A 26684-nucleotide genomic window follows, 5' to 3' on the forward strand; every position below is an offset into this window, starting at 1 on the left:
CGGGGCCCCCCCGGCCGGGGGGGGCGCCGCTGCCCCGTTTCCGAGGCCACCAAACGTGATCTCCTGGGCGGGAAAATCCCCGGTCAACCCCCGTGCCACCGTGCTACAGTCGAAGCAGTTGCAGTTTTGGTTCCCATGAACGTGGTGTGCGCCTGCTGGTACCAACCGACAGGCGCATTTGTTTTGTCCGGTGTTTCAGTCTCCGGATGGGGATCGCGGCTACCACGGGGATCCACGAGGTGTGGATCCCTGATGCCCCCAGGATTTAGAGGAGACGGTTATGGCTACCGGCACCGTGAAGTGGTTCAACAGCGAGAAGGGCTTCGGCTTCATCGAGCAGGATGGTGGCGGCGCCGACGTGTTCGCCCACTACTCGAACATCGTTGCCCAGGGCTTCCGTGAGCTGTTCGAGGGCCAGAAGGTCGAGTTCGACGTCACCCAGGGCCAGAAGGGCCCGCAGGCCGAGAACATCCAGATCATCGGCTGACGTCAGCCTCCACGCTGACTCGCGATCATCGCGAAGCGGGGGCCCGCACCGCACGGTGCGGGCCCCCGCTCATGCCGCCGTACGGCCGGGGCGGCGCACTCCATGCATCCGACGGCCGACTCCAGCCCGCAGCCCGGGCTGTAGACCGACGGACGGAGAATCCGTGACCACCCCTGCCCGCTCGCCGCGCGACCGCGGCCCCCGCACCACCGACCAGGCCCGCCGCACCGCCGGCGGCGACCGCCCGCGCAAGCCGCGCGGCCGTAGCGGCGCCCCCAAGCAGGCCCGCCCCGCCGCCACCCCCGAGGCCACCGACTTCACCGTGGTCCAGGGCACCCCGGCCCGGCCCCCGGCGGCGTCCTTCGCCGAGCTGGAGATGCCCAAGGCGATCCTCTCCGCGCTCGGCCGCCAGGGCGTCACCGAGCCCTTCCCGATCCAGGCCGCCACGCTGCCCGACTCGATCGCCGGGCGCGACGTCCTCGGCCGCGGCCGCACCGGCTCCGGCAAGACCCTGGCCTTCGGCCTTCCGCTGCTCGCCCGCACCGCCGGGCGCCGCGCCGACGCCCGGTACCCGCTGGCGCTCGTCCTGGTGCCGACCCGCGAGCTGGCCCAGCAGGTCACCGAGGCGCTCACCCCGTACGCGACCGCCGTCAACCTGCGGATCACCACCGTCGTCGGCGGCATGTCGATCAACAAGCAGGCCAACGCGGTGCGCCGCGGCACCGAGGTCCTGGTGGCCACCCCGGGCCGGCTGGACGACCTGATCGGGCGCGGCGACGTCAACCTCTCCGACGTCGCGATCACCGTCCTCGACGAGGCCGACCAGATGGCCGACATGGGCTTCCTGCCGCAGGTCAGCAAGCTGCTGGAGCAGGTCGCCGAAGGCGGGCAGCGGATGCTGTTCTCCGCCACCCTCGACCGCAACGTCGACCGGCTGGTCAAGCGCTTCCTGACCGACCCGGTGACCCACTCGGTCGACCCCTCGGCCGGCGCGGTCACCACCATGGACCACCACGTCCTCCAGCTGGAGCAGGCCGACAAGGCCTCCGCCACCGCGCACATCGCCTCCCGCGACGGCCGCGTGATCATGTTCGTGCACACCAAGCACGGCGCCGACCGGCTGGCCAAGCAGCTGCTCGCCAACGGCGTGAAGGCCGCCGCGCTGCACGGCGGCAAGTCCCAGCCGCAGCGCAACCGGGTCCTGGACCAGTTCCGGGACGGCCACGTCACCGCGCTCATCGCGACCAACGTCGCCGCCCGCGGCATCCACATCGACGGCCTGGACCTGGTCGTCAACGTCGACCCGCCGGTCGACCACAAGGACTACCTGCACCGCGGCGGCCGCACCGCCCGGGCCGGCGAGTCCGGGACGGTCGTCACCCTGGTGCTGCCCGAGCAGCGCCGCGAGGTCAACCGGCTGATGACGACGGCCGGCATCCGCCCGACCGTCACCAAGATCCGCCCGGGCGACGCCGACCTCACCCGGATCACCGGCGCCCGCACCCCCAGCGGCGTGGCCGTGACGCTGGCCGTACCGGTCACCGCCGACCAGGCCGCCGGGGCCAAGGGCGGCGCCGACAAGCCCGCCGGGGCCAAGTCCGGCACCCCCCGCCGCCGGCCCGGCAAGCGCTCCGCGCTGCCCGCCGACGTCGACATGAACGGCAACCCGCGCCGCCCCCGCCCCAAGCAGCGCATCGGCGGCGCCGCCCAGGGCGAGCGCCCGCAGGCGGCCGGCTTCATCGGCCGCTCCTCGGGCCGCGCCAAGCCCGGCAGCGGCACCAAGTCCGGCTCCAACTACGGCACCGGCCGCCAGCGGCGCAAGGCCGACTGACGGCCGTCCCGGCCGCGCCGTACGGGCCCCGCACACCCCCTCGCAGCAGGGGGCGTGCGGGGCCTCCGGCTTTTCCGGGACCGGCGCCGTGCCGTGCCCCGGCGAAACTGCCGCCCGGACCGACCGCCCAGCTCAGCCCCGGCGCACCCGGCAGCTGCCGGTGCCCTGCCGGTTGACGGCCGACCGCGCACCCCCGAGTCTCTGACGCGGCCCACACATCCGACGCCCCGTCACCACGGAAGCGCGGATGGTGAGTCCACGTGATCCCCCCACTCGGAAGGACGACCGTCCCATGCGCCGAACCTCCGCCCTGCTGACCACCGCCCTGCTCGCCGGGGCCGCCGCCCTGGCCGCCCCGGCCACCTCCGCCCAGGCCGCCCCGGCCTGCGGCGCCTGGGCCTCCGCCTGGAACGCCGTCGGCAGCTGTACCGGCCTCGACCCGATGCAGACCTGGACCGTGACCGCCAACTGCCTCTACTGGAACTCCAACCACACCGTGCAGTTCTCCCGCCCCGCCATCGGCGGCATCGCGATCGGCGACGGCACCATGTCCGCGTCCTGCGGCATCGGCGACAGCGTCCAGTTCCCGCGCGTCGTCCTCGGCGCCGTCCCGCCGGCCGGCCCGACCGGCCAGATCTCCGGCTACGCGAGCAAGTGCGTCGACGTGAAGGGCGCCAACGTCGGCAACGGCACCGCCGTCCAGATCTACGACTGCAACGGCTCCGTCGCGCAGAAGTGGCGGATCGGCGTCGACGGCACGATCCGCGCCCTCGGCAAGTGCATGGACGTCTCCGGCGGCAACACCGGCAACGGCACCAAGGTCCAGATCTACGACTGCAACGGCAGCGGCGCCCAGCAGTGGCAGGCCCGCCCCGACGGCTCGCTCCTCAACCCGCAGTCCGGCCGCTGCCTGGACGACCTCGGCTTCTCCACCGACAACGGCAACCAGCTCGGCATCTGGGACTGCAACGGCGCCGCCAACCAGAAGTGGAACCTCCCGGCCTGACGCCCGAGCCGGCCAGGGCGTACGGCCCGTCCGTGCGCGCTGCCGGTGCTCCTGGCCGCCGTCACTCGCCCGAGTGACGGCGGCTTGAGTCGTGCATTGCGTTTGCAACACGCTGCTGCTCGTGCATAGTGAGATCTACTGGACCGAGCGGTCCGAGGAGCACATCGCCAGGCACGGAGTGGATCCGGAGGAGGTCGAGGATGTCGTGTTCTGCCGTCCGCACTGGTTCTCGGACGGCCGCCAGGGGACGACCCTGTGCCATGGCGTGACGCGGGCCGGGCGCTACCTGTTGGTGGTGTTGGCGGAGAGCGCGGTGGTGCCGTCAGCGTGGTACTGCGCCACCGCACGCGACATGACAGCTGCGGAGAGGCGCTTGTTCCTCAAGCGGACGAGTTGAAGGTGACGGATGACTGACAACGGTGCGGACCTCGAGGCGATCGCCGAGTACTACGAGACGCACGAGCTGACCGAGGACGAGATCATGAGCGCCGAGCCGGGCGAGCCGGTGGCGGCCGAGTCGGTGATGATCACCACCTCGCTGCGGCTGCCCAAGCCGGTGATGGACGAGGTCCGGCGCCGGGCGCGGGAACGGGGGCTGAAGCCGACGGCGATCATGAGGGAGTGGATCGAGGCCGCCATCGCGGACGTGGACGAGCCGGTGCCGCTCAGTGTGATCACCGCGGCGGTGGCGGAGTACCAGCACCGTCGGGCGTCGTGAGGGTCAGGCGGTGAGGGCCGGGGTGGTGTCCGCGGCGTGGCGGGCCTGGTCGTAGCGGTGGAGGAGGAGGGCCGCGAGTTCGGGGGACGGGCCGAGGACGTCGGCCACGAGGTCCGCGTCCGCGTCCTCGGCGGCGGCCGCGATGCGGTCGGGGAGGAGGCCGGGGGCGAGCAGGTAGGGGGCGACGGCGGTGTGCTCGGCGCCGGCGGTGCGCAGGGCGGCGAGGGCGTCGGGGACGCGGGGGCCGGCGGCGGAGGCGTAGGCGACCTCGACGGCGGCCCAGCCGCGGGTGCGGCGCCACTCGGCGGCGACCGCGCGGGTCGCGGCGTCGGCGGCCGGGTCGGAGGAGCCGGCGGCCGCCAGGACGACGCCGGTACGGGCCCGGGCGGCGGGTGAGCCGACCGCGAGGCCGGCCTCGGCGAGGCGGCGGTCCAAGGCGGCGAGCAGCAGGGGGGAGGGGCCGAGCACGTCGGCGACCGGCAGCCGGGAGCCGGCGGCGCGCAGGGCGGCCGGGATGTCGTGCTTGGCGTGGAAGGCCCGGTTGAGCAGCAGCGGCACCGCCACCGCGTCCGCGAGCCGTCCGACCACCTGGGGGATCCGCGGCGCGCAGTGGTCCAGGTAGGCGGTGGCGACCTCGGTGCCGGGCCGCTGGGCCCGCACCTCCTCCACGAGCGCGGCCACCGTCGCGGCGTGGCGCGGGTCGCGGCTGCCGTGGGCGATCAGGAGGAGGGCGGGCATCAGCGCTGCCTCACTTGCCGGTGGCCAGCAGGCCGCGGTTGCGCAGTACCCGGCGTTCGACGGGGGTGAAGACGAGGAGCTCGATGGCGATGCCGACGAAGAGGATGAGGATGATGCCGAGCAGGACGCCGGACATGTCGGAGAACTCGCGCTGGTCCTCCAGGAAGCGGCCGAGGCCGCGGCCCAGGTCGGGGGAGGAGGCGACGAGTTCGGCGGCCATCAGGGAGCGCCAGGAGAAGGCCCAGCCCTGCTTGAGGCCGGCGAGGTAGCCGGGCAGGGCGGCGGGGATGAGGACGTGCCGGGCACCGGTGAGGCCGGTGGCGCCGAGGGTGCGTCCGGCCCGCAGGAACAGCGGGGGGACCTGGTCGATGCCGGCGACCAGGCCGTTGGCGATGGAGGGGACGGCGCCGAGCAGGATGACGGCGTACATCATCGAGTCGTTGATGCCGAGCCAGATGACGGCGGCGGGCACCCAGGCGACCGAGGGCAGCGACTGCAGGCCCTGCAGGACGGGCCCGATGGCGGTGCGCACCGGTCTGATGCGGGCGACGACGAGGCCGATCGGGGTGCCGATCACCACGGCGAGGAGGAAGCCGGACAGGCCGCGCCAGACGCTGGTCCAGATGATCGAGAACAGCGTGCCCTGGTACCAGAGGTCCTGGGCGGAGCGCCACACGTCGGCGGGGCTGGGCAGCTTGTAGGAGGAGGTGAGCTCCAGGCTGTACGCGCCCTGCCAGAGCGCGAGCACGACGAGCACGCCGATGAGCGGCGGCAGGGCCTTGCTGCGCAGGGCCTCGCCGAGGGAGCCGCGCTGTGCGGTGACGGCGTCGAGGGCGTCCAGGCCGGCGCCGACGCCCGCGGTGTCGGCGGTCCTGTCGTTCCGGTCGTGCTTGTCGTTCCTGTCGTTCTTGTCCAGGACGGGGGTGGTGTCAGTGCTGGCCATGGCGACGGATCTCCCCACGCAGTTCTTCGGTGATCTCGATGGACAGGTCGGCGACGCCGGCGGACTCGATGCGGCGCGGCTGGGGCAGGTCGATGTGCCATTCGCGGGCGACCCGGCCGGGGCGGGAGGAGAGCAGCACGACCCGCTGGGCGAGGCGGACGGCCTCGCGGACGTTGTGGGTGACGAACAGGACGGTCAGCTGCCGTTCGGCCCAGATCCGGGTGATCTCGTCGTGGAGGACGTCGCGGGTGATGGCGTCGAGGGCGGCGAAGGGCTCGTCCATGAGCAGGACCTTGCTGCCCTGGGCGAGGGCGCGGGCCATGGCGACGCGCTGGCGCATGCCGCCGGACAGCTCGTGGACGCGCTTGCCGTACGCGCCGTCCAGGCGGACGAGTTCGAGCAGCCGCTCGGCTTCGGCGCGGCGCTCGGGGCGGGCGACGCCGGCCAGCTTGAGGGCGAGTTCGATGTTCCGGCCGGCGGTGAGCCAGGGGAAGAGGGCGTGCTCCTGGAACATCAGCGCGGGGCGGCCGCCGGGCACCTCGATGCCGCCGGCGGTGGGCCGGTCGAGGCCGGCGACGAGGTTGAGCAAGGTGGACTTGCCGCAGCCGGAGGCGCCGAGCAGGGTGACGAACTCGCCGGGGGCGACGTCGAGGGTGATGTCGTCCAGGACGTGGGTCTGGGCGCCGGGGCGGCCGAAGGACTTGTGCACGTGCGAGATCCGGACGGCGGGCGCACCGCCGTGGGCGTCGGCGCCGGGGGCGTCCGCCGAGGTGGTCAGTGCCGGGGTCATCCGGGCACCTCCTGGATGAGTGGTCTGGCGAGGTCGGGGCCGTGGCCCGGGCCCCGCCCGTCCCGGTGGGCATCGATCGGGGATCGACCGGGTGGGCGGGGGCCGGACCGCGGAGTCGTGACGAACGGCCTTGCTGCGGGCGCTACTTGGCGCCGAGTCCGGCGTCCGCGACGGCGGGCCGGCCCTCCGCGGCGAGGACCTTGTTCAGCAGGGTGAGGTCGTAGATGCCGTTCAGGTTGGGCTTCTTGAGGAGCCCGGCGGTGACGGCGTGGTCGGCCTCGGCCTGGAGGGTGTTCGCCAGCGGGTCGTCCAGGAAGTCGATGTCGGCCCAGGCCGGGTCGAGGATGGCGGGCTCCAGGGAGTTGCCGGCCTCCTTCTTGATCGCCTCGTTGGCGTCGGCCTTGGCCTTGTCGGAGTTGTCCTTGATGAAGGCGTTGGTCTTCACCGAGCCGCGCAGCACGGCCTCCACCACGTCCGGGTGCTCCGTGAGGAACTTCTGCGAGACGATGATGTTGGTGATCACGAACTTCTTGTCGGGCCAGACGTCCTTCTCGTTGAGCAGGACCTTCGCGCCGAGCGTGACCAGCTTGGAGGCGGTGGGCTCGGGCACCCAGGCGGCGTCGATGGAGCCGGACTTGTACGCGTCGGGGGTGACCTTGTTGTCGGTGCGCACGACCGAGACGTCGCCGGCGCCGGTGGCCGCGTCGACCTTGTAGCCCTTGCCCGCCAGGTAGTTGAGCAGGGCGACGTCCTGGGTGTTGCCGAGCTGCGGGGTGGCGATCTTCTTGCCCTTGAGGTCGTCCAGGGTGGCGATCTTCTCCGGGTTGGCGACCAGCTTGACGCCGCCGGAGGCCGAACCGCCGATGATCTTCAGGGACTTGCCGTCGGACTTGGTGTAGCCGTTGATCGCGGGGGAGGGGCCGATCCAGCCGATGTCGATGGAGCCGGCGTTCAGCGCCTCGATCTCGGCCGGGCCGGCGTTGAAGACCTGGGTCTTGACCTGGGTGGCGCCGAGCTCCTTCTGGAAGAAGCCCTCCTGGAGGCCGACCAGCGGGGTGCCGTGGGTGAGGTTGGCGAAGTAGCCGATCTTCACCGTGTCCGCGGACAGCTTCGCGCCGGAACTCCCGGCGGTGGCAGCGGTGTTGGCCTTGGCGTCGGAGGACTTGTCGTCCGCCTTGGAGCCGTAGCTGCAGGACGACAGCAGGGCCGCCACGGTCAGGCCGGCCGCGGCGGCGGCCGCGGAGCGTCTGATCCGCCCGGCGTCGGGGCGGGTGCGGGTATGCGGGAGGGCCGGGTTCGGTGCCATGGCGAGAGTCCTGTTCGCGGACGGACCGTCAGGAGGCGGTCTCGGAAGGAAGGTTGGAAGGTGGTGCGCGCGGCAGCGGTGTGCCGGGGGCAAGCCGGGCGGCTGTGGGGGGAGACAGCCCGGTGACAGGGCGTTCTCAGCCCCGTCGGCCCGCACATCGGGTCAGGCCGCCCTGGCCGCTGCCGAGGACGCCGCTGCCGATGCGGCCGCCTTCCTTGTCCATGCCCGAGAACGCCTCGCTGGGCATCAGACCCAGTCCTCCTCGTCGGGTGTGCCGGTGGTGGGTACGGTGGCGAAGGCCTCGCCCGCCATGCCGGCGGTGAGGGTGGTGCCGTCGGCCGGGTCGATGAGCAGGAACGACCCGGTGCGGCGGTTGTCGGAGTAGCCGTCCAGGGCCAGCGGCTCGGCGGTGCGCAGGACGACCCGGCCGATGTCGTTGACGTTCAGCCCGTCGGGGGCGGGGCGCTGTTCCAAGCCCCCTTCGCCGATCGGCGCAGTGATGTCGATCCGGTAGGCGACGTCCTTGACCAGCGCCCGCACGGTGCGGGTGGTGTGCTTGAGGAGGACCTTGTCGCCGGCGCGCAGCGGCCGCTCGCTGAGGTGGCTGACGGTGGCCTCGATGTCCTTGGTGGGGACGGGCACGGGCCCGGCGGCGATGAGGTCGCCGCGGGAGACGTCCAGGTCGTCGGCGAGGCGGACGGTCACCGACTGCGGGGCCCAGGCGGCGTCGGCCTGGCGGCCGAGGGCGTCGATCCCGGCGACGGTGGTGGTGTGGCCGGACGGCAGGACCGTGACGGTGTCGCCGACGCGCAGCACGCCGGACGCCAACTGGCCTGCGTAGCCGCGGTAGTCGGGGTGCTCCTCGGTCTGCGGGCGGATGACGTACTGGACCGGGAAGCGGGCCGGCTCGGCGCCCGGGTCACTGCCGACCGGCACCGTCTCCAGGTGCTCCAGCAGGGTCGGGCCGCCGTACCAGTCCATGTGCGCGGACGGCTCCACGACGTTGTCCCCGGCGAGGGCGGAGATCGGGACGGCCAGCACGTCCTTGACGCCGAGCGAGGCGGCGTAGGCGGTGAACTCGGCGGCGATGGCGGCGAACACGGGCTCGGCGTAGTCGACCAGGTCCATCTTGTTGACGGCGAGGACGACGTGCGGCACGCGCAGCAGGGCGGCGACGGCGGCGTGCCGGCGGGTCTGCTCGACGACGCCGTTGCGGGCGTCGACGAGGACGACGGCGAGTTCGGCCGTGGAGGCGCCGGTGACCATGTTGCGGGTGTACTGCACGTGCCCGGGGGTGTCGGCGAGGATGAACCGCCGGCGGGGCGTGGCGAAGTAGCGGTAGGCCACGTCGATGGTGATGCCCTGTTCGCGCTCGGCCCGCAGGCCGTCGGTGAGCAGGGCGAGGTCGGGCGCCTCCTGGCCGCGGCTGCGGGAGGCGTGCTCGACGGCCTCCAGCTGGTCGGCGAGCACCGACTTGGAGTCGTGCAGCAGCCGGCCGACGAGGGTGGACTTGCCGTCGTCGACGGAGCCGGCGGTGGCGAAGCGCAGCAGCGAGGTGGCGTTGGTGGCGGTGCTCATTAGAAGTATCCCTCGCGCTTGCGGTCTTCCATCGCGGCCTCGGAGAGCTTGTCGTCGGCCCGCGTCGCACCGCGCTCGGTGAGGCGCGAGGCGGCGATCTCGGCGATGACGGCCTCGATGGTGGTGGCGTCGGAGTCGACGGCGCCGGTGCAGGACATGTCGCCGACGGTGCGGTAGCGGATCAGCCGCCGCTCGACCGGCTCGTGCTCCTTGGGGCCGCCCCAGTCGCCGGCGGTCAGCCACATGCCGCTGCGGGCGAAGACGTCCCGCTCGTGGGCGTAGTAGATCTCCGGCAGCTCGATGCCCTCGCGCTCGATGTACTGCCACACGTCGAGCTCGGTCCAGTTGGACAGCGGGAAGACCCGCACGTGCTCGCCCACCGCGTGGCGGCCGTTGTAGAGCGACCACAGCTCGGGGCGCTGGCGGCGCGGGTCCCAGGCGCCGAACTCGTCGCGCAGCGAGAAGACGCGCTCCTTGGCGCGGGCCTTCTCCTCGTCGCGGCGCCCGCCGCCGAACACCGCGTCGAAGCGGTTCGTCTCGATGGCGTCCAGCAGCGGCACGGTCTGCAGCGGGTTGCGGGTGCCGTCGGGGCGCTCGCGCAGGACGCCGCGGTCGATGAAGTCCTGGACGTGGGCGACGTGCAGGCGCAGGCCGTGCCGCGCGGCGACGCGGTCGCGGTAGTCGATGACCTCCGGGAAGTTGTGCCCGGTGTCGACGTGCAGCAGCGAGAAGGGGACGGCGGCGGGCGCGAAGGCCTTGAGCGCCAGGTGCAGCATGACGATGGAGTCCTTGCCGCCGGAGAACAGGATCACCGGGCGTTCGAACTCCCCCGCGACCTCGCGGAAGATGTGCACCGACTCGGCCTCCAGCGCGTCCAGGTGGGACAGCGCGAAGGGCCCCCCTGAATTCTGGTTGGGGTCGCCGGCGGTGCGGACCGGGCTGTCGGTCTCGGTGGTCATGCCAGACCCCTCTCGGTCAGGAAGGCGTGCAGCTCGGCGGCGGACTCGGCGACCGCACGGCCCTGGGTCTGGAGGCGCAGCTCCGGCCGCTCCGGGGCCTCGTACGGGTCGTCCACGCCGGTCAGGCCGGAGATCTCGCCGGCCGCCTGCTTGGCGTACAGGCCCTTGACGTCCCGTTCGGCGCACAGCTCGACCGGGGTGGCGACGTGGATCTCCAGGAACTCGGTGCCGGCCGCCGCGTGCCGCTCGCGCACCGCGGCGCGGGAGTCCGCGAACGGGGCGATCACCGGGGCGAGCACCTTGACGCCGTTGGCCGCCAGCTTCTCGGCGACGAAGCCGATCCGGGTGACGTTGGTGTGCCGGTCCTCGCGGGAGAAGCCGAGGCCCTTGGAGAGGAACTCGCGGATCTCGTCGCCGTCCAGGACCTCGACCTTGTGGCCCTCGGCGCGCAGCCGCTCGGCGAGGGCGAAGGCCAGGGTGGTCTTGCCCGCGCTCGGCAGCCCGGTCAGCCACACGGTGGCGCCGCGCTCGCACGGGGCGGCCGTGCGGGCCGCCTCTGCGGCTCCGTCGGCGGCCAGGGTGTCAGCTGTCACGGTTCTTTCCTTACACGAGGATGGACGGACGATCAGAACGGATCGAATCAGAGGTGGATGCCGCACTCGGTCTTGCCGGAGCCGGACCAGCGGCCGGCCCGGGCGTCCTCACCCTCGCCCGGCTTGCGGGTGCAGGACAACGGGGAGCAGCCGATCGAGGTGTAGCCCTCCCACAGCAGCGGGTTGAGCAGCACGCCGTGGGCGGCGACGTAGGCGTCCACGTCCTCCTGGGTCCAGCGGGCGATCGGGGCGATCTTGACCTTGCGGCGCTTCGGGTCCCAGGACACCACGGGGGTGTTCGCCCGGGTCGGCGACTCGTCGCGGCGCAGCCCGGTCGCCCAGGCGTCGTAGCCGGCCAGGCCCCGGTTGAGCGGCTCGACCTTGCGCAGCGAGCAGCACAGGTCCGGGTCGCGGTCGTGCAGGGCCGGCCCGTGCTCGGCGTCCTGCTCGGCCACCGTCCGCAGCGGGGTGAGCGTGATGACGTTGACCGGCATGGTCGCGGCCACCGCGTCGCGCGTCCCGAGGGTCTCCGGGAAGTGGTAGCCGGTGTCCAGGAACACCACGTCCACCCCCGGGAACACCGAGGACGCCAGGTGGGCCACCACCGCGTCCTCCATCGAGGAGGTGACGCAGAACCGCGCGCCGAAGGTGTCCGCGGCCCACCGCAGGACCTCCTGCGCGGTGGCCTCCTCCAGCTCGCGGCCGGCCCGGACGGCTATCGCCTCGTGGTCAGTCGCGGTGCTGCTCATGTGACGTACCCCCGTGGTTGGTCGGTGACAGCAGGCCGAGGAACTTCAGCTGGAAGGCGCGGCGGCACCCGTGGCACTCCCAGGCGCCGTGCCCGGCCTCGGAGGGGCGCAGGTCCTCGTCCCCGCAGTAGGGGCAGAAGAACGGCGCGGCTCGCTCGCTCACGAGAGCTGCTCCTCGGTCGCCCGGGCCGCCCACTGGGCGAAGCGCTCGCCCTCGGTGCGGTCGGCCTGGTAGCGGGTCAGCACGCGCTCGACGTAGTCGGGCAGGCCCGCGCTGGTGACCTTGAGGCCGCGGACCTTGCGGCCGAAGCCGGCCTCCAGGCCGAGTGCGCCGCCGAGGTGGACCTGGTAGCCCTCGACCTGCTCGCCGTGCTCGTCGGTGACCAGCTGGCCCTTGAGGCCGATGTCGGCGACCTGGATGCGGGCGCAGGCGTTCGGGCAGCCGTTGATGTTGATGGTCAGCGGCTCGGCGAACTCCGGCAGGCGCTGCTCCAGCTCGTCGATGAGCGTGCGGCCGCGCTCCTTGGTCTCGACGATGGCGAGCTTGCAGTACTCGATGCCGGTGCAGGCCATGGTGCCGCGGCGGAACGGCGAGGGGGTGACTCGCAGGTCGAGCGCTTCCAGGCCGGCCACCACGGAGTCGACGTGCTCCTCGGCGATGTCGAGGACGATCATCTTCTGCTCGGCGGTGGTGCGCACCCGGTCGCTGCCGTGGGCGGCGGCGAGGTCGGCGATCCGGCCGAGCAGCTTGCCGTCGACCCGGCCGACGCGCGGGGCGAAGCCGATGTAGTAGCGGCCGTCCTTCTGCCGGTGGACGCCGACGTGGTCGCGCCAGCGGGCGGCGGGCTCGGCCGGGGCGGGGCCGTCGAGCAGCGGGCGCTCGAGGTACTCCTCCTCCAGGACCCGGCGGAACTTCTCCACGCCCCAGTCGGCGACCAGGAACTTCAGCCGGGCGCGGTTGCGCAGGCGCCGGTAGCCGTAGTCGCGGAAGATGCCGATGACGCCGCCGTAGACGTCCGCGACCTCGTCCAGCGGGACCCACGCGCCCAGCCGCACGCCCAGCTTGGGGTTGGTGGACAGGCCGCCGCCGACCCACAGGTCGAAGCCGGGCCCGTGCTCGGGGTGGACCACGCCGACGAAGGAGACGTCGTTGATCTCGTGCGCGACGTCCAGCAGCGGGGAGCCGGAGACCGCGCTCTTGAACTTGCGCGGCAGGTTGGAGAAGTCCGGGTTGCCGATGAAGCGGCGCTGGATCTCCTCGATGGCGGGCGTGCCGTCGATGATCTCGTCCTCGGCGATGCCGGCCACCGGGGAGCCGAGGATGACGCGCGGGGTGTCGCCGCAGGCCTCGGTGGTGGACAGGCCGACGGCCTCCAGCTTCTGCCAGATCGCCGGGACGTCCTCGATCCGGATCCAGTGGTACTGGATGTTCTGGCGGTCGGTCAGGTCGGCGGTGCCGCGCGCGTACTGCTCGGAGACCTCGGCGACCGCCCGCAGCTGGGGGACGGTCAGCCGGCCGCCGTCGATGCGGACCCGGAGCATGAAGAACTCGGCGTCCAGCTCGTGCGGGTCCAGGATCGCGGTCTTGCCGCCGTCGATGCCCTCCTTGCGCTGGGTGTAGAGCCCCCACCAGCGCATCCGGCCGCGCAGGTCGGCGGGGTCGATGGAGTCGAAGCCCCGGTGCGCGTAGATCGTCTCAATACGTGTCCGCACATTGAGACCGTCGTCGTCCTTCTTGAACTGCTCGTTGGCGTTCAGCGGGGTGTAGTGGCCCATGCCCCACTGGCCCTCGCCGCGGTGGCGGGTCACCTTGCGGGCCGCTGCGGGGCGCCGCTCGGCGGCGCGGTCGGCCGTGGGCTCGACGGTCTCGGGGGAGGTGGCCATGGTGAAGTCCTTCTGGGCGGATGGCGCTGCTGCCGAATGGGTCGCGGGGCGTGTCCGGCCGTGCGGTACCGCTCTGACCTGCGGATTTCAAGGTCTTGAGGGCGGTGGCCGGGACCGGGCGGGCGCCTGCGCATCCGCTGCGGCGGGGATGGCGGGAAGGTCGGCGCCGGGTGCGGTGGTGCGGCGGAGACGGGGGGCTCAGGTCACCGGACAGATGGCGCTGGACACGCGAAGGAGATCGACGTGGAGTCGACCTACTAGGGTGGTTCCGGCGCTAGGCATGGCAAGAGATTCGCACGGCGCGGGACTCGCGGTCCACTAACATCCAGATACTGGACTCTGAGGTTTCGTCATGTGGGACATCCGGATGTTCCCGCCGCTCCCCGCCCGGACGTCCGGCGACGCGCCCCCACCCCGCCCGGCCACGCGCCCGTACCCCCGGGGAGATCAACCGCCGGGCCCCGGCCCGATACGGTTGGCCCTGTGCAAGCAGCAGGCGATACGAGCAGAGCGAACGCCGAGCGGCCCTCCCGGCGGCGGGGCAAGGGCTCCCGGCGCGCGGCCAAACAGGCCACCTGGCGCCGCACGGCGTGGGAACTGATCAGGGACACCACCAACACCTGCGTCGAGTACCGGGTCACCGGGCTCGCCGCGGAGGCGGCCTTCTTCACCCTGCTGTCGATCCCGCCGCTGCTGCTCGGGCTGGCCGGCACCCTCGGCTACCTCGACGAGTTCGTCGGCGCGGGCACCATCGCCGGGCTCAAGAAGAGCATCCTCTCGGCCTCCGGGACGGTGCTGTCGGACTCCTCCGTCAACGAGGTCGTGGTCCCGCTGCTGGACGGGGTGTTCGACCGCACCCGGCCCGACCTCGTCTCGATCGGCTTCCTGCTGTCCCTGTGGTCCGGCTCCAGGGCCCTCTACATCTTCATCGACACCATCACCGTCATGTACGGGCTCGACGGCAAGCGGGGCATCGTCAAGACCCGGCTGATGTCGCTCAGCCTCTACTTCGGCGCCCTGGTGATCGGCTCGCTGGTGCTGCCGCTGCTGATGGTCGGTCCGGGACTGCTGGAGAACGCCGTACCGGGGGTGTCCGGGCTGGTCGGCGCGCTCTACTGGCCGGTCGCCATCGTGCTGCTGACCGTCTCGCTGACCACCCTCTACCACCTGGCCGTCCCGGTCTCGACCCCGTGGCGCGAGGACATCCCCGGCGCCCTGGTCGCCCTGGTGGTGCTGGTCTTCTGCAGCGTCGGCCTGCGGGTCTACCTGGTCAGCTCGGTCGAGGGCCCCTCGGTGTACGGCTCGCTGGCGGCGCCGGTGGCCGTCCTGCTGTGGATCTTCGTGGTGGCGCTCGCGGTGCTCATCGGCGCCGCGATGAACGCCGCGATAGACCGCCGCTGGCCCACCCTGGAGACCGCCGACGCGCGCGCCGAGAACGAGCGCGCCCACGAGGAGGCCGCCGCCGCCGTGGTCCGCGAGGTCGCCGCCCGGCGGGCCGCCGAACGGGCCCGGCGCGCCCGCGAACTCGGGCTCGCCGAGGGCGTCGAGGAGGAGTGGGGCGAGGACGAGGGCGAGGACGTGCCCTCCGAGTACCCGGAGCGGTGGGCCGACGTGCTGGCCGCCGACAACGTGCGCGGCCGGCTCACCGCCCGCGGCGGGCCGCACCACCGGCCCGGGCCACCGCCGCCGGACAGCGACCGGCCGGCCAGGCCGCCGCAGGCGGGCGGGACGGGGGCGGGGGCAGGCCAGCCGGGATCGGGCGCTGGGCCTGGGCCGGGTTCGGGGCTGGGGCCGGTGCCGCCCGGGCAGCAGGTGCCGGGGTACCCGCCGAGGCCGCCCCGGCCGCCGTGGGAACAGCGGTAGGCGGGGCGTCCAGGACGGTGACGGCAGGGCCTCTCCCGCGGGTGCGGGGGAGGCCCTGGTGCGTCGGGGCGTGGAGTGCGCCGCGGGTGCGTCGGGGGTCGGCGGTGGGTCAGGGGGCGGACGGGTGCGGAGGGTGGCCGTACGCGGGGCGCAGCTCGGTCGGGGCGGAGGGGTCGGCGGCGCCGGGGGTGGAGGAGAGCGGTCCCGCCGGGGTCGGGTCCGTCGGGCGCTGGGCTGACGGGTCGTGCGGGGTGTCGGGGCCGGTGGGGCCGTACGGGCCGGGCGCGGACGGTTCGGCCCGTACGGACGGTTCGGCCGGGCGGGCCTGGGCCGGGAGCGGCTCGGGGGAGGGCTGGGCCGGGTCCAGGGCGGTGCGCCCGGAGGAGTCGCTCAGCTTGATCAGCAGCGCCACCATCAGCCAGTTCGCCAGCAGCGACGAACCGCCGGCGGCCAGGAACGGCAGTGCCTTGCCGGTCAGCGGGACCAGCCCGCTCACCCCGCCGACCACCACGAACACCTGGAGCGCCAGCGCCGCCGACAGACCGGTGGCCAGCAGCTTGCCGAACGGGTCGGTCAGGCCGATCGCGGTGCGCAGGCCGCGCTGGACCAGCAGCACGTAGACCAGCAGGATCGCCGTCACCCCGGCCAGGCCCAGCTCCTCGCCGATGGTGGTGAAGATGAAGTCGCTGCGCCCGGCGAAGCCGATCAGCCAGGGCCGTCCCGAGCCCAGGCCGGTCCCGGTCATGCCCCCGGTGCCCAGGCTGAACAGCGCCTCGGCGGGCTGCTCGGAGATCGCCATGTCGTGCACCGGCTTGTAGTAGTCGAGCGGGTGCAGCCAGGCCTCGACGCGGCCGTGCACATGGGGCTCCACCGTCCCGACCACCGCCGCACCGCCGACCGCCATCAGCAGGCCGAGCACCACCCAGCTGGTGCGCTCGGTCGCCACGTACAGCATGACGATGAAGACGCCGAAGAAGATCAGCGAGGTGCCCAGGTCGCGCTCGAAGATCAGCACCAGCAGGCTGACCACCCAGATCGCCAGCACCGGGCCGGCGTGCCGGCCGCGCGGCAGGGTCAGCCCCCAGACCTTCCGCCCGGCCAGCGCCAGCGCGTCCCGGGAGGCCATCAGGTACCCCGCGAAGAAGATCGTGATCGCGACCTTCACGAACTCGTCCGGCTCGAAGGAGAGCCCGAACAGCCGGATCCAGCGCTTGGCGCCGAAGCTGTCGCCGGGGGAGAGCACCGGCGCGGCCAGCAGGATCAGCGCACCCGCCATCAGCAGGTAGACGTAGCGCTGGAAGAAGCGGTGGTGCTTGACGAAGACGATCAGCGCGAGCGCCGCCGCCACCGAGATGAACACCCACATCAGCTGGGAGGGTGCCGCCGGGAGCTTCTGGTAGTCGCCCTTGGCGGCGTGCGCGGCCTTGTAGCTGAAGTCCAGCCGGTCCAGCAGCACCAGCCCGAAGCCGGTCAGGAAGACGCCCAGCGGCAGGATCAGCGGATCGGCGTACGGCGCGAACCGGCGCACCGCCAGGTGGGCCGCCCCGGCCAGCGCGCCCAGCGACAGGCCGTGCACCAGCAGCCCGGGCGGCATCCTGCCGGTGAGCGCCAGGTCGGCGTCGATGTGTCCCGCCAGACAGACGGCCACCGCGAGGGCCAGAAGGCCCAGTTCGATGTTGCGGTGGCGCGCCGCCAGCCGGCGGCCGTCGCCGCGTGCAGTGGTTCGCACCCTTGTCATCCCCTTGTCGGCCACGTGGCGGGTCTCGCCGACGGGGCATCCTGCCAGACGTTTGTGTCTTCGCCCGCGGTTGCGGAAAAGAGGGGACGGAGGGCAGAACTTTGCCTGGGCAAAGCTTTGTTGGGGCTTGGTAAAGCTTTGTTCAGGCCCGGGTATAGAGGCGGGCCCCGGGTGCGGCGGGGGCGCGGCCGAGGGACATCATGGCCGGGCGCCGGGGTGCTCCGGTGTCGGGGTTCCCGATCGGCGGGTTCCCAGCCGATGGGTTCCCGACCGATGGGATTCGCGACAGGCGGGGACCACCGGGACGAGCGAGGTGAGCGGGCGGATGGGCGCGGTGCTGGACGGCGCGATGGGTGCTCCGGCGGGTGGCCTGATGGGCGGCCCGGCGGGCGGTCCGGTGGGCGGCCCCGCCTCGGTGCTCGCCTACAGTGGCCCGCCGCCGTGGCAGTGGTCCGACCTGGCGACCTCCTGGACGGCCGAGCCGCTGGTGCTCGCGCTGTCGGTGCTGCTCGGCGCCTGGTACCTGGCGGCGGTGCGCCGCGTCAACCGGGCCGGCGGGGCCGGGAGCGGGGGTGGGGCTGGTTCCGGGGTCGGGGTCGGGGGCGGGGCCGGGTCCGCCGGCGGGCGCTGGCAGCCCACCCGTACCGTCGCGTTCCTCGGCGGGCTGCTGCTGTGGATCTGGTGCACCTGCTCCGGCCTCGGCGTGTACGACCGGATCCTCTTCACCGACCGGGCCGTGCAGGTCGTGCTGCTGCTGATGGTCGTCCCGCTGCTGCTGGCGCTCGGCGCGCCGGTCTCGCTGCTGGTCGAGGCGGCGCCGGCGGCCCGGCGGGAGCGCGTCCTGCGGGCGCTGCGCAGCCGGCCGTCCAAGGTGCTGATGTTCCCGGCGGTCTCCACCGCGCTGCTGATGGCGCCGCCGTGGCTGCTCTACTTCACGCCCTGGTACGAGTGGTCGGTGTCCAGCGGGCTCGGGAACGTGGTGCTGCACCTGGCGCTGGTGCTGCTCGGCCTCGCGTACTTCTGGCCGCGCCTGCAGCTCGACCCGGTCGGGCACGAGTACCCGCACCTGGTCGGGCTGTTCATCACCTTCGCCGAGGTGATCTTCGACGCGGGGCTCGGGATCGTGCTGATCTACGGCGGGCACCTGGTCGCCGAGCACTACTACCTGGCGCTCGGGCGGCCGTGGGGGCCGAGCCCGGCGCAGGACCAGACCTGGGGCGGCAACGCGTTCTGGGTGCTGGGGGACCTGGTCGGGCTGCCGTTCCTGGCCGCCCTGGTGCGGCGGATGGTGGTGCAGGGGCGGGAGGAGACCGAGGCGGTGGACGCCGAGCTGGACGCCCGCTTCGCGGCGGCGGCCGAGCGGGCGCGGGAGACGGGGCAGCCGGAGGAAGAGGAGACCGGGATGCGGCCGTGGTGGCTGGACGACCCGAACCTCAAGCACCGGTACGGGGGGTAGGGCGCGTCGGGGGCGAGTGTCTGGTGGCGGGGTGGCCGGGCCTGGCGGGGTGGCCGGGCAGCCGGGTGGCCGGGTCTGGCAGGGGTGGCCGAGCGGCTGTTTGCGGCGGGCCAATTGTGGCCCTTCGAGGCCTTCCCGACGGCCTCTTTCCCGCATTTCCGCAGGTCAAAAATAGGTTGGCCGGGATCCCCCGCTCCGCTAGCGTGTGACACATCCGGTTCGGGGGCCATTGGGCCGCCCGAGGAGTAGAGAGCAGGAGGTGAACCCCGTGGTCGTTGTCGCCCCGATAGCTGCCCAGGGCAGCACTCGCGTTCACCTCCTTTTCCCGGCCGCCGGCTGAGCCCTTCGCGCCAGCCGTAGCCCGCCGGGACATCTCCTCCCGAAGGGCCACTGCGTTGTTCAACGCTGCCTCCGTTCCGTCGTTCTCTTCCTCCTCTTCTTCCTCGACCTCCGCTGACGCCTCCGGGCTGACCGGCTACGGCTGGACGGCCGAGCTCGCGGAGCTGTTCACCCCGTTCGGCGAGGCCGGGCTGCTCCCGGCGCGGATCGTCCGGGTCGACCGCGGCCAGTGCGACGCCGTCATCGCCGACCCGGAGACGGGCGAGCCGCGCACCGTCCGGTTCGACACCCGGCCGGTGGGCGACGCCGACATGATCAACTGCCCCTGCACGGGCGACTGGGCGGCGGTCGACCTGTATGCCCAGCCGATGGCCTCCGTCGCCGCGCTGCTGCCGCGCTCCACCGCGATCATCCGCAAGGTGGCCGGCAAGCGCTCCGACGGCCAGGTGCTGGCCGCCAACGTCGACACCGTGCTGATCGCCTCCTCCCTCGCGACCGATCCCGACCTCGGCCGGATCGAGCGCTTCCTCGCCCTGGCCTGGGAGTCCGGCGCCGATCCGCTGGTCGTCCTCACCAAGGCCGACCTCGTCGACGACGCCGACTTCATCCGGGCCGACGTCGAGGCGGTCGCCCCCGGGGTCACGGTGGTCGTGGTGAGCGCCGAGACCGGCGAGGGCATGGACGTGCTCCGCGCCTGCACCCCCGGCACCACCGCGGTGATCGGCCAGTCCGGTGTCGGCAAGTCCACGCTCACCAACGCCCTGGCCGGCTCCGTGGTGATGACCGTCCAGGAGGCCCGCGAGGTCGACCAGAAGGGCCGCCACACCACGACCACCCGCGAGCTGATCCCGCTGCCCGGCGGGGGCGTGCTGATCGACACCCCCGGGCTGCGCGAAGTCGGCCTCTACGGTGGCGAGGGCGTGGACCTGGCCTTCGCCGACATAGCCGAGCTGGCCGAGGACTGCCGCTTCCACGACTGCGGCCACCACACCGAGCCCGGCTGCGCGGTGCGGGCGGCGCTGGCCGACGGCACCCTGCCGCAGCGCCGGATGGACAGCTACCTCAAGCTCCAGCGCGAGAACGAGTGGATCGCCTCGCGGTCGGACGCCCGGGTGGCCAAGGCGCGGCTGAAGAAGTGGAAGACGATCAACAAGTCGATGCGAGCCGCGGGAGGTCCGGTGAAGCGCTGAACCCCGACACCGGCCGGCCGCCGCGCCGCGGCCGCCGGCCTCCGCCGGGCCCACCCGGTTCAGCGGAGGTCGGCCGCCAGGCGGAAGCTCTGCAGGACCACCGGAGTGCTGTCGTCCACGGTGAAACCCGGGTCGTCGAGGGCGTCGAGCATCTCCGGACTGCGCCAGAACCGCTCGTGCACCGCACGCCACTCGGCCACGCTGGTGCACCCCTCGCCCTCGTCCAGGGCGTGCTGGAGGTCGACCTCCGCGAGCGGGACCACCCGGACGTCCGTGGTCTCGATCACGGCGACCCTGCGGCCGTCCGAGTCGAGGACCGCGGAGAGCTCACCGGGCAGCGGTAGGGGCTCGCCCTCGTGGTCGTAGTCGGCGACCAGGCCGGTGGTGCTGGTCTTGGCGCCGTCGAGGATCGCCGCGACCAGCTGGTCCCGCAGCGGGCCGGGGAACGCGAACTCGGCCGGAGGCAGGGCGACGACGTGCGGGTCGTCCGGACCGGTGTAGGAGTGCTGCTCGCTCATGCCGCGAGGGTAACGGCGGGACGGCTGGCGGGCCCGCGAATTTCAGGCCCGGGGCTCTCGGCTCCCGGTGCCAGGTGCCTAGGCCCGGGGCGTGCAGGGGTGCCGTGCGGGTGCTCTCGGGTGCGGGCGGGCGAATGGGCGGGCCGGCAGGCCTCCGGGCCAAGGCGCCATGGGCCGATGGGCCGATGGGCCATGGGGTGAGGTGGTGGGGAGGGTGGGGGCGGGGGGAGGGGGAGGGCCCCCCGAAGCAGGGATCGGCGACGATCAACGGTGATGTCCGATTCCCGCCAGTCACCCCCCGCCCAGTGCCGCAAACTGGACAACGTGATCGACGACGACATCCGGTACCGAGCCGTGGACAGCCGCGACTCCCGCTTCGACGGGGTCTTCTTCACGGCGGTCACCTCCACCGGCATCTACTGCCGTCCGAGCTGCCCCGCCGTGACCCCCAAGCGGGTCAACTGCGTCTTCTACCCCAGCGCCGCGGCCGCCCAGGGGGCGGGCTTCCGCGCCTGCCGCCGCTGCCGGCCCGACTCCGTGCCGGGCTCGCCCGAGTGGAACCAGCGCGCCGACCTGGTCGGCCGGGCGATGCGCCTGATCGGCGACGGCGTGGTGGACCGCGAGGGCGTCGCCGGCCTGGCCGACCGCCTCGGCTACAGCTCCCGCCAACTGCAGCGCCAGCTGACCGCCGAGCTGGGCGCCGGCCCGATCGCGCTGGCCCGCGCCCGCCGCGCGCAGACCGCCCGCCTGCTCCTCCAGACCACCGAACTGCCCGTCACGGACATCGCGTTCGCGGCCGGCTTCGCCTCCGTCCGCCAGTTCAACGACACCGTGCGCGAGGTCTACGACCGCACCCCCAGCGGCCTGCGCGCCGAGGTCGCCGCCGGTCGCCGCATCGCGACTCCGGCCGGCGGTCTCACCCTGCGCCTGGCCTACCGCGGTGCGCTGGACAGCGAGCACCTGATCGACTTCCTCGCCCTGCGCGCCGTCCCCGGCGTGGAGGAGGTCGTCCCCGGCGCGCGCCCCGGCGTGCGCGTGTACCGCCGCACCCTCGCGCTCCCGTACGGCCACGGCATCGCCGAGGTCGAGGGCCTGGCGCCGGGCGAGCCGCCCACCCGGGGCTGGCTGGACTGCCGCCTGCTGCTCGCCGACCTGCGCGACCTGCCGACCGCCGTCCAGCGCCTGCGCATCCTCTTCGACCTAGACGCCGACCCGCTCGCGGTCGACGAGCAGCTCGGCGCCGACCCGTTGCTCGGCCCGCTGGTCCGCGAGCGCCCCGGGCTGCGCTCGCCCGGTCACGTGGACCCGCACGAGCTCGCCGTCCGCGCCGTCCTCGGCCAGCAGATCACCGTCGTCGCCGCCCGTACCCTGGCGGGACGGCTCGCGGAGAAGTACGGCACCGCGCTGCCTGAGCCCAGCGGCGGTCTGCGCCTGCTCTTCCCGACCGCGGCGGCCCTGGCCGCCGCCGATCCGGAGGACTTCGCGATGCCCGCCGCCCGCCGTCGCGCGCTCATCGGCCTGTGCGGCGCGCTGGCCGAGGGCACGGTCCGGCTCGACAGCGGGGTCGACCGCGAGGAGGCCGCGGCCGGCCTGCTGGACCTGCCCGGCATCGGCCCCTGGACGGTCGGCTACCTGCGGATGCGGGCCCTGGCCGACCCCGACGTCTTCCTCCCGAGCGACGTGGGCGTCAAGCACGGCCTGCTCCGCCTCGGCGCCGCCGGGGATCCGAAGTCCGCCGCCCGCGCCGCCGAGTCCTGGGCCCCGTGGCGCTCCTACGCCGTCCACCGGCTGTGGGCCGGCCCCGCGACCACCGGCCCCGCAGGCACCGGGACCGATACCGGGACCGATACCGACATGAGCACCAGCATCAGTACCAGCGACACCAGTAGCACCAGCACCGGAACGGAGATCGGACGAGCATGAGCACCACCGTCTACACCACCATGGAGAGCCCCTTCGGCCGGCTGCTGCTCAGCGGGGTGCTGCCGGAGGGCGGCGGACCGGCCGCGCTGGCCACCGTCACCGTGCCCGGCCAGAAGTACGCGCTGGCCGAGCCCGCCGACGACTGGGTGCGCGACCCCGAGGCGCTCGCCGAGCCGGTCGCCCAGCTGACCGACTACTTCGCCGGCAAGCGCACCGGCTTCAACCTCCCGCTCGCGCCCGAGGGCACCGAGTTCCGCCGCAGGATCTGGGCCGCGCTGGACGAGATCCCGTACGGCACCACCGTCACCTACGGCGAACTCGCCGAGCTGGCCGGGCAGGAGCCGCGCATGGTCCGCGCGGTCGGCGGCGCGGTGGGCGCCAACCCGCTGCTGATCGTCCGGCCCTGCCACCGGGTGCTCGGCGCAGGCGGTGCGCTCACCGGCTTCGCCGCCGGCGTGGACCGCAAGCGCTGGCTGCTGGACCTGGAGGGCGGCACCCTGTTCTGACCGCCGACGCCCCAGGGCCCCTGCCCCAGTAGACCCCGAGCGATCAACTCCGAAGGTCCACCCGCCAGTTGTTGCTCCGCATGAACCGCCCGGGCGGGAACTCGAAGTCCGTCTCGCCGAGCAGTGTGAACCCCGCCTTCGCGCAGACCGCGTTGGAGGCGGGGTTGTCCACCGAGGGGAAGGCGTGGAGGTGGGGGTGCGCGGCCTCGCGGCGGGCGGCCGCGACCGCCGCGCGGGTGGCGGCAACCGCGATGCCCCGGCCCTGGAAGCCGGGCAGCACGTTCCACCCCATCTCGTGGACGGTCCGACCCTCCCACGTCCGGGTGCCGTAGCCGACCGTCCCGACGGCCTCGCCCTCGGGCAGCAGCGCGATCCGGTACATGCAGCCGAGCCCGGACGGGACGAAGTCCAGGTAGCGCCGGTGCCGTACGAGCAGCTGCTCCTCGCTCTCCGGCCCGCCGACGTGCTTCTTCATCTCCGGTGTGTTGACCCGGCGCAGCAGTGCGAGGTCGTCGTCCGTCCAGGGCTCGATGCGTACGTCCGCGGTGGTCATGCCGGGGACGGTAGCGCCGGACGGGCCCCGGCGACCAGTGATTTCCGGCCGGCCGGCTTCCGCAGGGCGGTTTCCCGCAGGCCGGTTTCCCGTCGGTGGCTTCCTAGCCGGCGGCGGGCCCCTGCTCGGGCCCGGTGCCCGGCTGGGCGAGGGCGCGGGCGAGCTGTTCCAGCGCGGGCAGCGCGTCGACGACCGCCGTGCGGTCGGCCGGGTCGAGGGTGCCGAGCGCGGCGGCGATCCGGCGTTCATGGGCGTGCTGCCAGTCGTCCAGCTGTCGGCGCCCGGCCGGGGTGAGGGCGATCCGGGCGGTGCGGCGGTCGCCGGGGTCGGCCTGGCGGTCGACGAAGCCGGCGTCGAGCAGCTTGCCGACCAGTCCGCTGACGGTGTTGGGCGCGAGCCGCTGCCGCGCGGCCAGTTCGCCGACCCGCAGCGGTGCGGCGGCCAGCGTCTGGAGGAGTTCGACCTGCGCCATCGGCAGGGACTCCCACGGGTAGTCGGTGCGGATGCTGCTGCGCAGCGCGCGGCGCAGCCGGGTGACGGTGTCCGTCAGCCGCCGGGCGTGCTCGACCGCCGGGTCGGGACTTCCGGTGGCGGGGTCGGGAACGTGTGGTGACGACGGCATGGCGGACAGCGTATCGCCTGGTACGGGGCGGTTCGGCGGCCGGTTCGGGCCTCGGGGCCGCACTGTGTTGCGGCTCTGTTGCGGGCCTCGTGGCGGGGGTCCCTCCGGCACCGTCCGTACCGTGGGACGTCTCCTGTCGCAGAGCGAGCTGCTCGTAGAAAGAACATATCTGTATCCGATATATTCGTGTCATGAATGCCACTGCCCTTGCCACGAGGCTGCTCACCGAGCGGCCCCGGCCGCGTGGCATAGCCGGCTGGCGCCACGCCCACTGGCTCGCCGTCGGCACGGTCTGTCTCGGAGCCTTCCTCGGCCAGCTCGACGCCAGCGTCATCGCCCTGGTCTTCCCCGCCCTCGGCCGCCACTTCGGCGCGGGCTTCGCCGCCGTCGAGTGGGTCGCCCTGGCCTACCTGCTGGTCCTGGTCGCCCTGCTGGCCCCGATCGGTTGGCTCTCCGACCTGGTCGGCCGCAAGACGATGTACATCGGCGGCTTCGCGGTCTTCGGCCTCTCCTCGCTGGGCGCCGGATTCGCCGGCGGCCTCTGGGTCCTGGTCGGCCTCCGCGCCGTCCAGGCGGTCGGCGCCGCGATGATGCAGGCCAACAGCGTCGCCCTGGTCGCGCGCGGCGTCCCCGGGCACGCGATGCGGCGCGCGCTCGGCATCCAGGCCTCCGCCCAGGGCCTCGGCCTGGCGCTCGGGCCCATCCTCGGCGGGATGCTGGTCGAACACGCCTCGTGGCGCTGGGTTTTCTGGGTCAACGTGCCGATCGCGGTGTTCGGCATCCTGGCCGGCTGGTACCTGCTGCCCCGCACCCGGACGACCGGCGCCCCGGCCGCCGTACCGGGCCCCCGCGAGGGCCGGACCGGTACCCACCGGACCGGCACTCACCGGACAGCCGCTCATCGGGCAGGCACCCACGGGACGGGCACCCACCGGACCGCCCCCCGCGAGGTCGCCCGCTTCGACCTCCCCGGCCTGCTGCTGCTCACCGGGGCGACCACCACGCTGCTGCTCGCCCTGTCCACCGCCTCCGGACTGCCCCTGCCCGGCTGGGCGGTGGCCGCCCTGCTGCTCGCCTCCGCCGTCCTGGCCCTCGCGCTGGTGCGCCAGGAGCGGCGGGCCGCCCGGCCGATCCTGGCGCCCGGGCTGGTCAACACCCCGGGCGTGCGCTCCGGCCTGGTGGTGGCGCTGATCGGCTACCTGCTGCTGTTCTGCCCGCTGGTGCTGGGCCCGGTGCTGCTCACCGGCGCGGGCGTGTCGACGGCCCACGCGGGCCTGGTGGTCACCCTGCTGCCCGCCGCGTTCGCCTTCGCCGCGACGGTCGGTGGCGGGTGGCTGCCCCGGGGCTGGTCGGACGTGACCAGGTGCCGCTTCGGCGCGCTGCTCACGGCCGTCGGACTGCTGCTGTTCGCCCTGCTGCCGGCCTCGGACGCGGTGGCGTTCCCGCTGCTGGTCGCCGGTTACGGACTGGGCCTGCTGCTGCCCGCCAACAACGCCCTGGTGATGCGGGCGATCCCGGCCCAGTGCTCGGCGGTCGGCGGCGGCATGGTCAACATGGCCCGCAGCCTCGGTACGGCGCTCGGCATGGCGCTGTCCGTCCTCGGTGTCCACCTGGCGGGCGCCGCGTCCGGTGGGCGGACGGTGCTGCTCGCCCTCGCCGCCGTCGCGGCCGCCGCCGCACTGCTCACCCGGCCCGTCCGCACCCGAAGGACCGGACCCTAGGCGTCCGTACGGGCGTTCAGGGTGTCCTGGGCGCGGTTGAGGCCGCGCCGGACCAGGGTCTCCAGGGCGTCCGCGCAGCGGTCCAACTCGCCGGGCATGGCGGCCAGTTCCTCCTCCGAGAACTTCTTCAGCACGAAGTCCCCGACGCTCCGGCCCTTCGGGGGGCGGCCGATGCCGAAGCGCAGCCGGACGAAGTCCCGGGTGCCGAGCACCTCGCCCACCGAGCGCACGCCGTTGTGGCCGCCGGGGCCGCCGCCGCGCTTGAGCCGGGCGGAGCCGAAGGGGAAGTCCAGGTCGTCCTGCACGACCACCAGCCGTTCGACCGGGACGCCGTGGCGGCGCAGCAGCGCGGCCACCGGGCGTCCGGACAGGTTGATGGACCACCACAGCGGCTTGGCCAGCAGCACCCGGTGGCCGTCGATGCCGATCTCGGCGGTCAGGCCGGCGAGCCCGCTCCGGCGGAAGCGGGCGCCGTGCCGTTCGGCGAGCCGGTCCACGGCGAGGAATCCCGCGTTGTGGCGGGTGAGCCGGAACCAGGGGCCGGGGTTGCCGAGTCCGGCGATCAGCCAGGGGGCGTCGGGGGTCATGCGGGGGTGCTCCGAAGGGGGTTCTGAAGGGGGCGGGGAAGAACGGCGGACGGCCGGGGCGCGGCCGGGACGGTACGGGACCGTCC

At 73.4% G+C, this 26684-nt stretch carries 27 protein-coding genes; 11 read left to right on the top strand and 16 right to left on the bottom strand.

What is annotated here, in order from left to right; translation table 11 throughout:
* Nucleotides 1-280 precede the first annotated feature (280 nt).
* The 5 genes from ACFRQN_RS26490 to ACFRQN_RS26510 all read left to right on the top strand — a co-directional run bounded on the left by ACFRQN_RS26490 (nt 281) and on the right by ACFRQN_RS26510 (nt 4042).
* On the top strand, nt 281-487 hold the full coding sequence (locus ACFRQN_RS26490; RefSeq protein ID WP_049657493.1) for a cold-shock protein: 207 nt from the start codon (nt 281-283) through the stop codon (nt 485-487).
* A 163-nt stretch (nt 488-650) separates the two neighbouring features.
* Entirely contained in the window at nt 651-2318 is a 1668-nt protein-coding gene (locus tag ACFRQN_RS26495) for a DEAD/DEAH box helicase (RefSeq protein WP_380742611.1), read from the top strand.
* 292 nt (nt 2319-2610) lie between these two features.
* Nucleotides 2611-3324 carry a ricin-type beta-trefoil lectin domain protein gene (locus tag ACFRQN_RS26500; protein WP_053112563.1) on the top strand — a complete coding sequence of 238 codons (714 nt, stop codon included), beginning with the start codon at nt 2611-2613 and terminating at the stop codon, nt 3322-3324.
* Nucleotides 3325-3445: 121 nt separating this feature from the next.
* Entirely contained in the window at nt 3446-3721 is a 276-nt protein-coding gene (locus ACFRQN_RS26505; RefSeq protein WP_198959303.1) for a hypothetical protein, read from the top strand.
* Between the two features lie 9 nt (nt 3722-3730).
* The gene (locus tag ACFRQN_RS26510; RefSeq protein ID WP_049660589.1) at nt 3731-4042 is read left to right on the top strand and encodes a hypothetical protein; all 312 of its coding nucleotides are present in this window, start codon (nt 3731-3733) and stop codon (nt 4040-4042) included.
* 3 nt (nt 4043-4045) lie between these two features.
* On the opposite strand, the gene ACFRQN_RS26515 is transcribed toward ACFRQN_RS26510, so the two are convergent.
* The 11 genes from ACFRQN_RS26515 to ACFRQN_RS26565 all read right to left on the bottom strand — a co-directional run bounded on the left by ACFRQN_RS26515 (nt 4046) and on the right by ACFRQN_RS26565 (nt 13864).
* Nucleotides 4046-4783 (bottom strand): sirohydrochlorin chelatase, encoded by a 738-nt coding sequence (locus ACFRQN_RS26515; protein WP_380742629.1) that lies wholly within the window; start codon nt 4781-4783, stop codon nt 4046-4048.
* 7 nt (nt 4784-4790) lie between these two features.
* Entirely contained in the window at nt 4791-5723 is a 933-nt protein-coding gene (locus ACFRQN_RS26520; protein ID WP_074001002.1) for an ABC transporter permease, read from the bottom strand.
* Nucleotides 5710-6513 carry an ABC transporter ATP-binding protein gene (locus ACFRQN_RS26525; RefSeq protein WP_049655033.1) on the bottom strand — a complete coding sequence of 268 codons (804 nt, stop codon included), beginning with the start codon at nt 6511-6513 and terminating at the stop codon, nt 5710-5712. The genes ACFRQN_RS26520 and ACFRQN_RS26525 overlap by 14 nt, the downstream gene beginning before the upstream one ends.
* 142 nt (nt 6514-6655) lie before the next feature.
* Nucleotides 6656-7819 (bottom strand): aliphatic sulfonate ABC transporter substrate-binding protein, encoded by a 1164-nt coding sequence (locus ACFRQN_RS26530; RefSeq protein ID WP_049655034.1) that lies wholly within the window; start codon nt 7817-7819, stop codon nt 6656-6658.
* Nucleotides 7820-8065: 246 nt separating this feature from the next.
* Nucleotides 8066-9397, bottom strand: a complete 1332-nt coding sequence (locus tag ACFRQN_RS26535; RefSeq protein ID WP_117487355.1) for a sulfate adenylyltransferase subunit 1 — start codon at nt 9395-9397, stop codon at nt 8066-8068.
* Nucleotides 9397-10356 (bottom strand): sulfate adenylyltransferase subunit CysD, encoded by a 960-nt coding sequence (gene cysD / locus ACFRQN_RS26540; RefSeq protein WP_049655041.1) that lies wholly within the window; start codon nt 10354-10356, stop codon nt 9397-9399. The genes ACFRQN_RS26535 and cysD overlap by 1 nt, the downstream gene beginning before the upstream one ends.
* Nucleotides 10353-10934 (bottom strand): adenylyl-sulfate kinase, encoded by a 582-nt coding sequence (cysC, locus tag ACFRQN_RS26545; protein ID WP_074001209.1) that lies wholly within the window; start codon nt 10932-10934, stop codon nt 10353-10355. The genes cysD and cysC overlap by 4 nt, the downstream gene beginning before the upstream one ends.
* Before the next feature lie 62 nt (nt 10935-10996).
* Nucleotides 10997-11698, bottom strand: a complete 702-nt coding sequence (locus tag ACFRQN_RS26550) for a phosphoadenylyl-sulfate reductase (RefSeq protein WP_117487354.1) — start codon at nt 11696-11698, stop codon at nt 10997-10999.
* Nucleotides 11679-11861: a hypothetical protein gene (locus tag ACFRQN_RS26555; protein ID WP_030060859.1), complete on the bottom strand. Its 183-nt coding sequence runs from the start codon at nt 11859-11861 to the stop codon at nt 11679-11681. The genes ACFRQN_RS26550 and ACFRQN_RS26555 overlap by 20 nt, the downstream gene beginning before the upstream one ends.
* Complete coding sequence (locus ACFRQN_RS26560; protein ID WP_049655045.1) at nt 11858-13582, bottom strand: nitrite/sulfite reductase; 1725 nt, start codon at nt 13580-13582, stop codon at nt 11858-11860. The genes ACFRQN_RS26555 and ACFRQN_RS26560 overlap by 4 nt, the downstream gene beginning before the upstream one ends.
* 198 nt (nt 13583-13780) lie before the next feature.
* Nucleotides 13781-13864 carry a putative leader peptide gene (locus ACFRQN_RS26565; RefSeq protein ID WP_310593185.1) on the bottom strand — a complete coding sequence of 28 codons (84 nt, stop codon included), beginning with the start codon at nt 13862-13864 and terminating at the stop codon, nt 13781-13783.
* 201 nt (nt 13865-14065) lie between these two features.
* Here ACFRQN_RS26565 and ACFRQN_RS26570 point away from each other — a divergent pair, with 201 nt between their 5' ends.
* Nucleotides 14066-15445 (top strand): YihY/virulence factor BrkB family protein, encoded by a 1380-nt coding sequence (locus ACFRQN_RS26570; protein ID WP_380742614.1) that lies wholly within the window; start codon nt 14066-14068, stop codon nt 15443-15445.
* 109 nt (nt 15446-15554) lie between these two features.
* Here the strand turns inward: ACFRQN_RS26570 and ACFRQN_RS26575 are convergent, their stop codons facing one another.
* Nucleotides 15555-17183 (bottom strand): FtsW/RodA/SpoVE family cell cycle protein, encoded by a 1629-nt coding sequence (locus tag ACFRQN_RS26575; protein ID WP_380742616.1) that lies wholly within the window; start codon nt 17181-17183, stop codon nt 15555-15557.
* Nucleotides 17184-17496: 313 nt separating this feature from the next.
* Here ACFRQN_RS26575 and ACFRQN_RS26580 point away from each other — a divergent pair, with 313 nt between their 5' ends.
* Nucleotides 17497-18639, top strand: a complete 1143-nt coding sequence (locus ACFRQN_RS26580) for a cytochrome c oxidase assembly protein (RefSeq protein ID WP_158077661.1) — start codon at nt 17497-17499, stop codon at nt 18637-18639.
* A 395-nt stretch (nt 18640-19034) separates the two neighbouring features.
* Nucleotides 19035-20168 (top strand): ribosome small subunit-dependent GTPase A, encoded by a 1134-nt coding sequence (rsgA, locus tag ACFRQN_RS26585; RefSeq protein ID WP_074001009.1) that lies wholly within the window; start codon nt 19035-19037, stop codon nt 20166-20168.
* Between the two features lie 59 nt (nt 20169-20227).
* Here the strand turns inward: rsgA and ACFRQN_RS26590 are convergent, their stop codons facing one another.
* Nucleotides 20228-20686: an ASCH domain-containing protein gene (locus tag ACFRQN_RS26590; protein WP_380742618.1), complete on the bottom strand. Its 459-nt coding sequence runs from the start codon at nt 20684-20686 to the stop codon at nt 20228-20230.
* 273 nt (nt 20687-20959) lie between these two features.
* On the opposite strand from ACFRQN_RS26590, the gene ACFRQN_RS26595 reads away from it, so the two are divergent.
* Together ACFRQN_RS26595 and ACFRQN_RS26600 are read left to right on the top strand one after the other, a co-directional pair.
* Entirely contained in the window at nt 20960-22609 is a 1650-nt protein-coding gene (locus ACFRQN_RS26595) for a DNA-3-methyladenine glycosylase 2 family protein (protein ID WP_380742620.1), read from the top strand.
* Entirely contained in the window at nt 22606-23115 is a 510-nt protein-coding gene (locus ACFRQN_RS26600; RefSeq protein ID WP_380742622.1) for a methylated-DNA--[protein]-cysteine S-methyltransferase, read from the top strand. Before ACFRQN_RS26595 ends, ACFRQN_RS26600 begins: the two co-directional genes overlap by 4 nt.
* Before the next feature lie 43 nt (nt 23116-23158).
* Here ACFRQN_RS26600 and ACFRQN_RS26605 read toward each other — a convergent pair whose 3' ends face one another.
* Both ACFRQN_RS26605 and ACFRQN_RS26610 read right to left on the bottom strand, forming a co-directional pair.
* The gene (locus ACFRQN_RS26605; RefSeq protein WP_380742624.1) at nt 23159-23668 is read right to left on the bottom strand and encodes a GNAT family N-acetyltransferase; all 510 of its coding nucleotides are present in this window, start codon (nt 23666-23668) and stop codon (nt 23159-23161) included.
* 103 nt (nt 23669-23771) lie between these two features.
* The gene (locus ACFRQN_RS26610) at nt 23772-24290 is read right to left on the bottom strand and encodes a MarR family winged helix-turn-helix transcriptional regulator (RefSeq protein ID WP_049656105.1); all 519 of its coding nucleotides are present in this window, start codon (nt 24288-24290) and stop codon (nt 23772-23774) included.
* 191 nt (nt 24291-24481) lie between these two features.
* Here ACFRQN_RS26610 and ACFRQN_RS26615 point away from each other — a divergent pair, with 191 nt between their 5' ends.
* Nucleotides 24482-26011, top strand: coding sequence for an MFS transporter (locus tag ACFRQN_RS26615; protein WP_380742626.1), 1530 nt, complete (start codon nt 24482-24484; stop codon nt 26009-26011).
* On the opposite strand, the gene pth is transcribed toward ACFRQN_RS26615, so the two are convergent.
* Nucleotides 26008-26598, bottom strand: a complete 591-nt coding sequence (pth, locus tag ACFRQN_RS26620) for an aminoacyl-tRNA hydrolase (protein WP_375873911.1) — start codon at nt 26596-26598, stop codon at nt 26008-26010. The two genes, ACFRQN_RS26615 and pth, sit on opposite strands and share 4 nt — an antisense overlap.
* Between the last annotated feature and the right edge of the window lie 86 nt (nt 26599-26684).

Source organism: Kitasatospora sp. NPDC056800, assembly GCF_042789775.1.
GTDB lineage: Bacteria > Actinomycetota > Actinomycetes > Streptomycetales > Streptomycetaceae > Kitasatospora.